This window comes from Thermoanaerobacter siderophilus SR4 (assembly GCF_000262445.1).
GTDB classification, from domain to species: domain Bacteria; phylum Bacillota; class Thermoanaerobacteria; order Thermoanaerobacterales; family Thermoanaerobacteraceae; genus Thermoanaerobacter; species Thermoanaerobacter ethanolicus.
This window is the reverse complement of the sequence record NZ_CM001486.1, coordinates 23501-36427: the sequence shown is the minus strand read 5'-3', so window position 1 is coordinate 36427 and position 12927 is coordinate 23501. Positions and strand designations below refer to the sequence as shown.

Here is a 12927-nt window from a genome sequence, read left to right as displayed (position 1 = left end):
TGATTGCTTGGTTATACTAAGATGCTTTGCTAAAATTTTATTGTCAGTATTAGGATGAAATTTTAGCAAATATTCTAATTTGACCATAAAATTATCAGTCATTTAGATTATTTTTGCCTTATTCTAACATACAAAAAATTGAAATCTGTTTTTACAATTAACATCAAATAGAATTTTGTCGACATATACATTAAAATGGAATGAGAAGAGGTAGCTAAATGAATCAAAAAGTATTATCAAAGAGTTTTGATAAAAAAGCAAGTTTAGAGTAAAGTTTTAAATTATTCTAGTTGGTCTGACAACAGAATGAATACAAAAAGTAGATAGAGGAGGAAATTTAATGAAAAAAGTTTTGATAGGCACTACTGTAAGGCAAAAACCAGAAATTTTAAAAGAGTACTTATTATCACTAAAAAATTTGAAAAAACAAAATTTAAAAGTAGATTATTGTTTCATTGATGATAATGTTGATCCAGTTTCAAAAAGCTTATTAAAAGAATTTAAAGATAATGACTCTATTATTTTCATTCTTGATTCTAAAAAGATAGACATAGAGTATATTAAAGATTCCAATACTCATTATTGGAATGAGGAACTAGTTTGGAAAGTTGCTGAAAATAAAAACATGATATTAAATATGGCCAATGATAAAGGATATGATTTTGTTTTCTTTGTGGATTCTGATATAGTACTACATCCTAATACATTAGAACATTTAGTTTCGTTAAATAAAGACATAGTAAGTGAAATATTTTGGACTAAATGGGAAAAGAACTCAATTGAATTACCACAAGTATGGCTTTCCGATCAATATAATTTATTTTATAAGAATAGGGAAAGAAATGTTACAAATGAAACTATCAGTAGACAAATTGATGAGTTTCTAAATCTTTTAAAAGTTCCAGGGGTATATAAAGTTGGAGGAGTAGGAGCCTGTGTATTAATAAGCAGAAGAGCAATCTTAAAAGGAGTTTCTTATGATGAAATATATAATATTTCATTATGGGGTGAAGATAGACATTTTTCGATAAGAGCAGTAGCATTAGGTTTTGAACTGTATGTTGATACACATTTTCCTGCTTTTCATATATATAGAGACGAAGATTTGACGCGATTAGAAAAGTATAAAAAATACATTAAAAAATATAAAAATCATATTTTTCTTCCTGGTGATAGAATAGTAAAAAAAAGTCATAATAAATTAACATTATCTATGATAGTACGGAATGAGGCTAGTAGATATTTATCTAATGTATTAAGACAAGCAGCACAATTTATTACAAATGCCGTAATTATTGACGATGCTAGCACCGACGATACGGAAAATGTTTGTAAAGAAATACTAAAAGATATACCGCTAATTTATCACAAAAACGAATATTCAAAATTTTCTAATGAAATAGAGTTACGAAAACAATTATGGGAATTAACAATATCCACCAATCCAGATTGGATCTTATGTCTTGATGCAGATGAATTATTTGAGGGTAAAATAGTGAAAGAAATAAATAATCTAATTAATCAACCGGTTTATGATGTAATTGCATTCAGAATATATGATTTTTGGAATGATAAACAATATAGAGAAGATAAATATTGGAACGCACATAAAAGATACTGGCCAATGCTAGTTAGATATCAACCCTTTTTTGAATATCGTTGGAAAGAAACACCTCTACACTGTGGGAGATTCCCCGTGAATATTATAGAACTACCAATAATGAAATCTAATGTAAGGATAAAACATTTTGGATGGGCTCGAGAAGAAGATCGAATAAATAAATACAAACGATACTTAGCATTAGATAAAGAATTTAAATATGGGATAAAAGAGCAATATTATTCTATTCTTGATAAAAATCCCAATTTAGTAGATTGGATTGAAGAGGAAAATACAGAAAGTAATCAATCTCTTTCCCTCTGTCTCATCACTAAAGACGAAGAGAAAAACCTAGCGCGTTGTATAAACAGTGTAAAAGATATTGTTGATGAAATAGTTGTTGTTGATACTGGTTCAAAAGATAAGACGGTGGAGATTGCGGAGAGTTTTGGGGCAAAAGTCATACATGCAAAATGGGAGGATGACTTTAGTAAGGCTAGAAATATAGCGATAGAAAATGCTACTGGTGATTGGATATTATTCCTTGATGCAGATGAAGAAATTAGAAAAGATGATGTATCAAGAATAAGGCTGCTTTTGAATGATGATACAGTAGAAGCATATATTTTCAAGTTTATAAATTATGGAGGAACAAATATAGCAAACGGTTTGACGGAAGTGCATTACAATTTTAGACTGTTTAGAAATAATGGAAAGCTAAAGTATATTTATCCCATTCATGAAAACTTAAGAAACGTAGAAGAAAACAGATTGCCTATTTTTAAAAAAGCAGATGTAACGATACTTCACTATGGATATCTTTTAGAAACACGGATAGAAAAAATAAAACGGAAAAATATATTAAGCTTATATCCAAGTACCTTGAGGAACATCCTGATGATAAATTCCAGCACGGTAATCTTGCAGTAGAGTATTATAATGCAAAAGAATACCATAAAGCATTGAAACATTTGCTAATAGCCACAAAAGGAATGAATGTTAATTCTCCTATTGCTACGCGGTTAATAAGATATTTGATAGCAACTTATACTGCATTAAAAGACTATGATACAGCATTAAAAATTGCTAATGATGCAAAAGCCTTTTATATTGATATACCTGATTTTAAGTTTCTTGAAGGTATGATCTACGCAGAGCAAAAGCGTTACGAAAAAGCGATAGAAATGTTTAAAGAATGCGTTGCAATGGGAGAATATAATGGAGATTTTATAACAATGGGAGGAACAGGAAGCTATCGGGCAAAATATATGGCTGCCCTTTGCTATGAAAAACTTAATAAGCTTAATGATGCAGTTAGAGAATACATTGAAATATTAAAAGAAAATCCTAGTTATCAAGAAGTGTTTATAAAATTTTTCGATGTGCTGATAAAAAATGAACCTCCTGAGGATGTGTACAGATTTTTTGAAAAACATGTTGATACTAAAAATCCTGTAAATAATGCTATATTAGCAAAGTTATATATCAATTTAGGAATGTTTGAAATGGCAAAAAGATATATTGATAACATAAATATCGATATAGAGGGATTAAACAGTTTAAAAGGAAGTGTATATTTAGGGCTTAAAGATTATAAAAAAGCAATCGAGTATTTTGATATGGAGTATGGCAAAGCAAAAGAAGAGGCAACGTATCAAAAAGTGCTGTGTTATATACTTTTAAAAGAAATGGACAAGGCAAAAAATCTATTATGGGAGATATCAGAATCTTCTGACAAGAAATTGTATATGACAATAGTTGGGGAAATGAAAGCTAAATTTGATGATATTAAAGATAGTTATTTTGCATTACTGGATTTACTTATTAGTTTAAAAGAATTTGATTTATACAATGATGTGCTAAATTTGTATGTAAATAAATTTTCTAGAGAAGAGTATGAAAAATATGGACAACTTATGATAAAATATGGGCTTGAAGAATTAGCTGTTGAAGCTTATATAAGGGCTGCAAATTTAAACAGTCAAAATTCTGAGGTGTATAGATATCTTGCTGAAAGAGCATTGGAACAAGGCATGTATGATGAAGCTCTATCTTTAGCAGCAAATGCTTTTAATATTGATAGAATTGATGTGGACAATTATGTATTGATATATAAGATATACAAAACTATAGGAAAGCATGACGAAGCTGAAGAAATTGACAGGATGATAAAAGAGATATACCCAGAGATAAATCTCAAGGACAGGACGGGCTTATACTAAATGGCGGGGATTTCCCGCCATTTAGCGTATTTTTATTTATTACACTATAGAAATTTTATAATCTTTTAGCCACATATTTATTTGTACGAGGTAAGCGAAGAGTTGGGCGGAGCCCATAAGCTGTGAAAACCAGGCAGGGTCATAGGCTTTTGCATCTGTTTCTATAAGTTCTGCGATTGCTTTTTTATCTACAAGTTGTAATAAAGGCGATGTACTGTCATCAATTATTTGTTTTAGCCATTCTTTAACGATGTTTTTAAATACTGGATTGTGTGTTTTAGGGTAAGGACTCTTTTTTCTTTCAATTACTTCCTCTGGGATGTAACCTTTTAGAGCGTATCTAAGTATTCCTTTTTCCCTTCCGTTGAGATTTTTCATTTCCCACGGTATATTCCATACATATTCTACAAGCCTGTAGTCTAAAAAAGGTACTCTTGCTTCAAAACCTACTGCCATACTCATTCTATCCATTCTATCAAGAAGCATGGGCATAAATCTTGTTATGTTAAGGTAAAACATTTCCCTCATTCGAGCATTATAGGGGTCTTCTCCATTCAGCTTTGGCACTTCATTTAAAGCTTCATTATATCTATCATTTAAGTATTCTATAGGTCTTATACATTTTACAACTTCTGGCAAAAGCAATTTCATGCGTTCATTGACCATTCTTATCCATGGGAAGGTGTGACTTTCAATTGCTTCTTTGTTTCTAAACCAGGGATAACCTCCAAAAACTTCATCAGCACCTTCTCCTGATAGAGCGACTGTGGCTCCTTTTTTTACTTCTTTTAAAAATAGATATAAAGATGAATCTATATCTGCCATACCAGGAAGGTCTCGAGCGTACAAGGCTGGCTTTAGAGCATGTGCAAGTTCTTCGTTATCTATAAATACATAGTTATGGTTTGTGTCAAGTTTATTTGCAACAAATTTTACCCAGTCTGCGTCAGAGTTTGGTTGAAATTCGTTTGGCGTAAAATATTTATCATTACCCACATAATCTACCGAGTATGTTATAAGTTTTTGACCTTTTTGTTTTAATTCTTCATTTGCGAAGAAGGATACAGCAGTTGAATCAAGTCCACCTGATAGCAATGAACATAAAGGCACGTCTGAAACAAGCTGCCTCACTGAAGAATCTTTAAGGAGATACCTTATTTTTTCCCCTGTTTTCTCAAGGTCATCTTCATGGGGAAGACTTTGTAATGACCAGTATTTGCTTATGTTTGCTCCATTTTTAGTGAATATGAGGTAATGCCCGGCTTTTAATTCTTTAATGTCTTTAAAGACACCACATCCGGGAGTTCTTGAAGGTCCCATTACAAATATTTCTGCAAGACCTTGTGAGTCTATCTCTGGTTTTACATGAGGATGTGCTAATATTGCTTTAATCTCTGAACCGAATATCAAAGACCCGTTTTTAATGGTATAAAATAGTGGCTTTATTCCGAGATGGTCCCTGGCAATAAAAAGCCTATTTTGCACTTCATCCCATATTGCAAAAGCAAATATTCCATTAAATTTTTTAACACATAAAGGACCCCATTCTATATAAGATGTCAAAATAATTTCAGTATCTGAACGGGTTTTAAAAGTATATCCCAAGGATATGAGTTCGTTTTTCAATTCATCCATATTGTAGAGTTCTCCATTGTGGATGATGACAAAATTTTTTTCACCGTATTTTTTTATCATTGGTTGACTTCCACCTTCTGGATCTATTACAATTAATCGACGATGACCTAAAGCACAATGTTTTGACAACCATATTCCAGAACCGTCAGGTCCTCTTTTTTTAAGAGTGTCTGTCATTTTTTCGATTACTTCATTTTGAAGTGATAAGTCCATATCAAAGTTAACCCATCCCGTTATTCCACACATAAAAATCCTCCTAAAATTTAAATCTATAAGTAAATATATTCTCTTTTTTTGCCATTGATACATGTTATAATTTTCTAATGAACTTTTAATTTCTACATGATATAATAAAAACATAAATGTTTTAGGAGGATGCGGCTTATATGGAGAAAGTGATAAAAGAGCATTATTACGAAGAAAACGACATTGCTGAAAGAATAAAGCTTTTAAAAAAGAAATTAAATGAATGCAATATAGAGCTTCCTAAAGCTTTAGAGCTGAGCCGTGAATTAGACGAATTGATTGTCATGTACATGAAAAAAGAAAAACAAGTAAAACAGGTAAAATAAAGTGCTGTTTTACTTGTTTTTCTTTTTGCGTGAAAATTACATAAAAAAATTTAAACTTTTTAAAATATATGTCGATATTTATAATAGCAAAAAGGGAAGTTGTTACAAATGATAAATTTTTATTCCAGGAGGTAATAACGGCATGTTGCAGGGGATAAGTACTGCGGGAACGGGGCAAGTAAATTCGCAGTTTAAAAGAGATAGTGCGTTAGTAGAGGAAATAAAAGCAGTAAAAGATATACTTAGTAAACCTGTGGATGAAGCTAAACTTAATAGTGAGCTTAATAAAGAAAATAGGAAAATAAGCATTAACGATCATACATATTTTGAATTTTCTGTACACAAGCCTACAAACACAATAGTGGTCAAAATTGTTGATAGCGATACAAATGAAGTTATTGACGAGATTCCTCCTGAAAAAATACTTGACCTTGTGGCAGGATTATGGAAAATAGCTGGACTTTTTGTGGATAGAAAAATATAGTTGGGGGTATGAAAAATGGATCCAATAAGTATGAATAGCTACAATGTGAGCAATTTATTGAGAATCAGTGGTCTTGCGACAGGACTCGATACTGATTCTATGGTACAGCAGCTTATGAAGGCTGCAAGTATACCTCTTGATAAATTAGAACAACAAAAGCAATGGTATCAATGGCAGCAAGAGGATTTAAGGGATATAAACGCACAGCTTATGTCACTCCGAAATGACATTGTTTTTAAGCTCAAACTACAGGGGACTTTTATGGCAAAAACTGTTACATCGTCAAATCCTTCAGTTGCAACGGCTACAGCAGGTGTAAATGCGATAAATGGAACTTATACTATATCAGTAACGCAATTAGCTCAAGCTGCGACAACTGCAAGTACAGATAAAATTGGTGCTGCAACTAAAAATTCTGATGGAACATATACGTATAATACACTTAATAATACAGGAAACGATATATATCTTTATTTAAAGGGATTAGACGGTACAAATAAACAAATAGTAATAAAAAATGGTGCAACAATAAATGATGTAGTTGCTGCGATAAATGCTCAGACTAATGCGACAGGCGTAATTGCTACATATGACCCGGGTTTAGATAGGCTGTTTTTGGTATCAAATTTTACTGGAGCAAATTCAAAGATTGATTTTAGTGGTACAAATGTTGATGGAGCAAATTTTTTAGCAAACAAGCTAAAAATTAATATTGCGCAATTAAGCAGCAGTGCTGCTTTAGGTCTTGGAGGAAATAGTGGTATTGTAAACAATACTGGAAGCGATATATCACTGCAATTGAATGGTAAAACAATAATCGTAGCAAAGGGTGCAACTGTACAGAACTTCGTAGATGCTATAAATGCTGCTGGAGCAAATGTTACGGCTTCGTATGATTCTACATCAGATAAAGTAATATTAACCGCAAGCGCTGGTTATTCAATAGATTTTACAGGAACAGGGCCTGACGGAATGAATTTGCTTAACAACACGTTAAAACTAACAATATCTTCGATTTCAGCACAAGGACAAGATGCCAAATTTACTTTTAACGGTGTTCAAATGACAAGTTCAACTAACAATGTCACAGTAGCAGGAATAAATATTACCCTTACAGGAACAAGTAATAGCACAACAACCCTTACTGTTTTAACAGATGTTGACAAAATATATAACACAATAAAAAGCTTTGTTGACAGTTACAATGATATAATTACAAAGATTAATGCAAAGCTTACAGAAAAAAGATATTACGATTATCCACCTTTGACTTCTGAACAAAAACAAGCTATGAAAGACAGTGACATAACATTATGGGAACAAAAAGCCCGCTCTGGGGATTTGGCTAATGACGAAACTCTTATGCAACTATATTACTCCATGAGAAAAGTTGTTTCTTCTACAGTTTCCGGTGTAGGCTCTTTAAGTTCAATTGGTATTACTACAGGCCAATGGTATGAAGGTGGGAAGTTATATATTGACGAAACAAAGCTTAGAGATGCTATTGCAACCAATCCTCAATTGGTAATGAATATATTTACAGGTACCTCAACTTCTCAAGGTATTGCACAACAGCTTTACGATACCTTAAACAGTGGCATTGATGCCATAACTCAAAAAGCAGGTAGTACCACACAGCTTTATGATACAAGTTTTATAGGAAACAGAATAAGAGAAATAGATGATAGGATTGCTCAAATGCAAGATTATCTAAATAACCTTGAACAGAGATATTATGCACAATTTACACAGTTAGAGATGTATGTAAGCCAAATGAATTCACAAAGTGCGTGGCTAAGCCAGCAAATTGGTGTTATGACGAAATAAAAGGGGGTGCAGCAATGGTAAATCCGTATCAGCAATATAAAGAGAACGCAATTTTGACTGCCAGTCCTGAAGAGCTTGTTTTAATGCTTTATAATGGTATAGTAAGGTTTATAGAAGAAGCAAAAGGGGCGATAGAAAAAAAGATTACATGGCAGCTAATAACAGCATACAGAGGGCACAAGACATTATTACAGAGCTTATGCTTACCTTGGATATGAATTATGATATATCTAAAAACTTGTACAGCCTCTATGACTATATGTTAAGAAGGTTAATTGATGCCAATGTAAAAAAAGACGTGACAATTTTAGAAGAAGTAAAAGGATTTGCAATAGAATTAAGAGATACTTGGAGTCTAGCCCTTAATAAGGTTAGAGAGAAAGTCTATGCAAAGGGTTGATGAGATGCATAATAATGTAGAAAAGCTTACTCAAATTGTACAGGATAAAATTCAAAGATTGAAAGAACTTTATGAGGTTACTGAAAAAATAGGTGTATCTATAACTTCCAACAATTTAGAAGAATTGAAAAATCTTCTTATTACAAAGCAAAAAATTATAGAAGAAATTGACAAATTAGATGCCGATTTTATCCCTTTGTATAATGTTTTTAAAAAGCAAAATAAAGTGGAAAGTATTTTTGCTTTGGAAGGGAAAGTTACGGAAGAAATAAGTAAATTGAAAGCACTCTTTATAGAAACAAAAGCCCTTTTGGAAAAAATAAAAGAGAAAGACGATAAAAATCTTCAAAATATAACTGCTATTTTCGAAAAAATAGAAAACAAATTAGAGGAATTGTCAAAGAATAAAGAAGGGTATATAGAATATCTTAAATATTATACACCTGACAGTTATTTTTTAGATAAAAAACGCTAAAAGAAGCGGCAAATTACCGCTTCTCAATTTGTTGACAAAGTCAAAAATATTCAAAGGAGATATTTTGCAACGTCACTCCGATGTTCCAAAGCGACAAAACTAAACTCGACCTTCGGGTTCCGGCAGGGTACCGGGCACATTCGACATCCTTGTCTTAGTGCCCGCCTCCGCCATCCATGGCTTCGGCCCTGCCTCCACCCTCGGCCTTGCTAAGTTTTGTTGCCGCTTTGTCACAAGTCGTTCCTTATGCAAAATATCTCCTTTACGAAAGTTTGTCTACAGTCTGAGAAGCGGCAAATCGCCGCTTCTTTAAATTTTAAATTTATTTATTGTACTCATCAAGGTATTTGCAATATTGCTCAAATCTTGTGCGGATTTTGATATTTCTTCTATTGCAGTTTTTTGTTCCTCTGTTGCAGAAGATATTTCTTGGGTAGAGGCAGCAGCTTCTTCTGTTACTGCGGCGATATTTTGTATGGAATCTAACATTTCACTTCTGCTTTGAAAAATTTTCACCATTGAGTCATTGAGTTTATTAAGCTCCTCTACGATTCGATTTACTGCTTGCTGAATGCCGTAGAAAGTATGAACTGTTTTTGCTAAAGATTCATTTTGTTTTTCTATAGAAGCACTTGCTTCTTCTACTACTTTATGGGTATCATCAATGTTTTGCTGTATTTCTTTTATAATAGTTTCAATATTTTTAGCGGCTTCTGAGGACTGATTTGCTAATTTTCTCACTTCCTCGGCTACTACAGCAAAACCGCGACCGGCTTCTCCTGCACGGGCTGCTTCAATTGCAGCATTTAATGATAAAAGATTGGTTTGGTCAGCTATTGCGGTTATTGTTTCTACAATTTTTCCTATTTCATGAGATTTTTCCTTTAAATAGGAAGTAGATTCTTTCACTTTGCTGTGCATTAGTTCTGTGACTTTAGTCTTTTCGCTTAATTCTTTTATATTTTCTAATCCAGTATTTGCTGCTTTTGTTACAGAATCAGTTTCTTCATTTATATTCATTGAATTTTTCATTGTCACATCTAAATTTTGACTTAACAAATTGGTAATAGTTGCAGCTTTTTCAGCTTCTTTTGCTTGCTCCTGCGCGCCTTTTGCTATTTCTTCCATAGCTGCAACTACTTCATTTGTGATTTGCTCAGCTTTATTTGATGCAAAGGATACTTTTTTAGAATATTCGTATACAGAATTTGCGGCAGATAATACGTCGGCTACGAGGCTTTTTATACCATCTATCATAAGGTTAAAGCTTAAAGCCAGCTTGCCTATTTCGTCGTTTGATTTCACTTCTACTTCTTGTGTCATATCCCCATTTGCAGCTTTGCTCATTACTGTCATGACTTTTCCTATTTTTGAAGTAATATTTTTTGAGAAGAAATATGCTACTAATATTCCTATTAAAAGACTTATTAAACTAAAAATTATTGTGTTGTCTTTTATTTGAGAAGTTTTTTCAGCAAGTTCTGAAGAATCCATGGTTATTGCAGCTTTCCAACCAAAATTATTTAAAGTTTTTACAGATGCAAATTTATTTGTTCCATTGTCATTGTACTCAAAACTTCCTTCTTGCATAGAGAGAATCTTTTTGCCGTAATCGTATTTTGTTATGTAGGAAAATAAATTTTTCTTATCTTTATCAGCGATTATAATGCCTTCATTAGAAATTAAATACACATTTCCTGTTTTCCCTACTTTTATAGAAGAAATCATGTTAGAAAGAGAATCTAAATTTATGTCAAAAGCCAAAACTCCTACGACATCAGAAGCAGCTGAAGTTAAAGAACTTCTAACGGCTTTTGAAACAGTAACTACTCCTCCATTTGTCCCATCATTGCTGTAAGGGCCAGTCCATATTATTGCATCCGGATTTTCAATAGCTTTTTTATACCATTCCTGGCTGGTAGGGTCATAGTTTGGGTCGAGGGGAAGGTCAGGAGATTGAATTATTTTTTTATCTGGTGTTGCAAAATAAATAAGAGATATTTTAGTACTTTTTGCTTTTAAAATGGTTGTAAATAAATCTTGTAAATTCTTTTTATTAGTTTCGAAATCACCTTGTCCTAAATTTAGAATTTGAGGATTGACAGAGAGAATAGTAAGCTGAGTTTCAATATCATTTTTGAAAAGGTCTACATAATTATTTATTAGTCCTAATGTATCAGCATTAGAGAGGTTAATAGTATCTTGTAAAGTTTTTATTGATTTGCTTGTAGACATATAACCAGTGAAAGCAAGAGGTACGATTATTATAAAGGCTATGAAGGTCATTAATTTAGCAAATATGCCGCTGCCACTGTTTGAAAGCTTTAGTCTAACGTTTGCCTTAGGAATTTTGAAAAACGAAATTTTAGAGAACCTTAGTTTTAACTCTTTCTTTTGAATTCCTTTTTGCCTTTTCATTAGTTAAACACCTCCAAAATGGGTGAATTAAGTTATGCAAGCGGTTGTATAAATATATTATACCACTGTTAGATGGATTTTACAATAAAATGTCGGAATTTGTATTTTGAGATCGTAAAAATTTTATTAAAATTTTATTGCTATTTAAGGTTTAAGGTGATATAATACACGTATAATATAATCGAAAGATTATATTGAACCAAAAATTCAAAGTGAGGGGATTATTAGTTATGTATCAAGACAAAGTGTTAGTGTGCAAAGATTGTGGAAAAGAGTTTGTGTGGACAGCAGGAGAACAACAGTTTTATGCGGAGAAAGGCTTTCAAAATGAGCCTGTAAGATGTAAAGCGTGCAGAGAAGCGAAAAAAAGAAGAAACCATCAGTACAATGCTAGAAGAGACAAGAAAGCTTTTGGCATGAGCAGATAATCCCCTTACTTTTTCGCAAGAAAAGTAAAGAGGATTATACAAAAGACACCATTTTGGTGTCTTTTTTACGTGCGCCCGGCATGGGCGATAACTAGGCGGTGAAAGTCCGCTGTGGGCTTGGTAGTGGGAACCACTAGCCAAGAGCAAGGGTGTCCATCGTGAGGTGGAATCTGAAGGAAGCTTAAGGCAAAATCTCGGTCTGATGAACAAGAACCAGATAAGAGGCTGAATTGGGATGGATGAGTTTGCGTAACAAAACGAAGTCCAACACTACCCGAATCCCATACAGTAAATCTGGCAGATATATGAGATGAAAGTTATCGTTCTTACCCGGGGAGGTCTCAAGGATAAGTCATGGAAGTAAAATCTGAAGTGACAACCCATACAGTGATGTATGGTTGAACCTTGAGAAGTCAGCAGAGGTCATAGTACTTATCTAGACATGAATAGATAAGGAAGGACCGAACGTTAGGAGGTTTTGGAAATCTTATGGACTCGAAAGATATGCAGAGACTGCAGACAACTCAACAAAGAGGCTATCCGTTGAATAGAGAAATGGAATTTCAAAAGACAACGGAAGTGCATAGTATATCATCGGCGTCGGAAGATGGAAGAAACGAGGTACAAAGATATACCGGCAAGATGCTTGAAATGATAGTAGAACGAGGGAACATGGAAGCAGCATACAAGCGCGTTGTTGCAAATAAAGGAAGCCATGGAGTCGATGGGATGGAAGTAGATGAACTTCTACCGTATCTCAAAGAAACTGGCCAACCATAAAAACAACAACTGCTGGAGGGGAAATACAAAACCACAACCAGTGCGAAGAGTAGAAATTCCAAAACCAGAATGGAGGAGTAAAGACT

9 protein-coding genes and 2 pseudogenes are annotated in these 12927 nt (G+C 33.1%); 9 read left to right on the top strand and 2 right to left on the bottom strand.

Features of this window, described 5'->3' with window-relative positions:
* Positions 1 to 340 precede the first annotated feature (340 nt).
* Both THESIDRAFT1_RS13570 and THESIDRAFT1_RS13565 read left to right on the top strand, forming a co-directional pair.
* The gene (locus THESIDRAFT1_RS13570) at positions 341 to 2530 is read left to right on the top strand and encodes a glycosyltransferase (protein ID WP_244262684.1); all 2190 of its coding nucleotides are present in this window, start codon (positions 341 to 343) and stop codon (positions 2528 to 2530) included.
* A 62-nt stretch (positions 2531 to 2592) separates the two neighbouring features.
* Positions 2593 to 3822, top strand: coding sequence for a tetratricopeptide repeat protein (locus THESIDRAFT1_RS13565; protein WP_039929047.1), 1230 nt, complete (start codon positions 2593 to 2595; stop codon positions 3820 to 3822).
* A gap of 39 nt (positions 3823 to 3861) precedes the next feature.
* On the opposite strand, the gene asnB is transcribed toward THESIDRAFT1_RS13565, so the two are convergent.
* Entirely contained in the window at positions 3862 to 5703 is a 1842-nt protein-coding gene (asnB, locus tag THESIDRAFT1_RS00180; protein ID WP_006569117.1) for an asparagine synthase (glutamine-hydrolyzing), read from the bottom strand.
* Between the two features lie 140 nt (positions 5704 to 5843).
* Here asnB and THESIDRAFT1_RS00175 point away from each other — a divergent pair, with 140 nt between their 5' ends.
* The 5 genes and pseudogenes from THESIDRAFT1_RS00175 to flgN all read left to right on the top strand — a co-directional run bounded on the left by THESIDRAFT1_RS00175 (position 5844) and on the right by flgN (position 9215).
* Entirely contained in the window at positions 5844 to 6029 is a 186-nt protein-coding gene (locus THESIDRAFT1_RS00175) for a Spo0E family sporulation regulatory protein-aspartic acid phosphatase (protein WP_006569116.1), read from the top strand.
* Positions 6030 to 6171: 142 nt separating this feature from the next.
* Complete coding sequence (locus tag THESIDRAFT1_RS00170; protein WP_003869289.1) at positions 6172 to 6513, top strand: flagellar protein FlaG; 342 nt, start codon at positions 6172 to 6174, stop codon at positions 6511 to 6513.
* A 15-nt stretch (positions 6514 to 6528) separates the two neighbouring features.
* Entirely contained in the window at positions 6529 to 8340 is a 1812-nt protein-coding gene (fliD, locus tag THESIDRAFT1_RS00165; RefSeq protein ID WP_006569115.1) for a flagellar filament capping protein FliD, read from the top strand.
* A 14-nt stretch (positions 8341 to 8354) separates the two neighbouring features.
* Positions 8355 to 8740, top strand: a pseudogene (gene fliS, locus THESIDRAFT1_RS00160) (flagellar export chaperone FliS).
* Positions 8727 to 9215 (top strand): flagellar export chaperone FlgN, encoded by a 489-nt coding sequence (flgN, locus tag THESIDRAFT1_RS00155; protein WP_006569113.1) that lies wholly within the window; start codon positions 8727 to 8729, stop codon positions 9213 to 9215. The pseudogene fliS and the gene flgN overlap by 14 nt, the downstream one beginning before the upstream one ends.
* A gap of 309 nt (positions 9216 to 9524) precedes the next feature.
* Here flgN and THESIDRAFT1_RS00150 read toward each other — a convergent pair whose 3' ends face one another.
* Positions 9525 to 11633: a methyl-accepting chemotaxis protein gene (locus tag THESIDRAFT1_RS00150; RefSeq protein WP_006569112.1), complete on the bottom strand. Its 2109-nt coding sequence runs from the start codon at positions 11631 to 11633 to the stop codon at positions 9525 to 9527.
* Positions 11634 to 11863: 230 nt separating this feature from the next.
* On the opposite strand from THESIDRAFT1_RS00150, the gene THESIDRAFT1_RS00145 reads away from it, so the two are divergent.
* Both THESIDRAFT1_RS00145 and THESIDRAFT1_RS12735 read left to right on the top strand, forming a co-directional pair.
* Positions 11864 to 12061, top strand: coding sequence for a zinc-ribbon domain-containing protein (locus tag THESIDRAFT1_RS00145; RefSeq protein WP_003869296.1), 198 nt, complete (start codon positions 11864 to 11866; stop codon positions 12059 to 12061).
* A gap of 489 nt (positions 12062 to 12550) precedes the next feature.
* Positions 12551 to 12927: pseudogene (locus THESIDRAFT1_RS12735) on the top strand (group II intron reverse transcriptase/maturase); the annotation flags it as partial.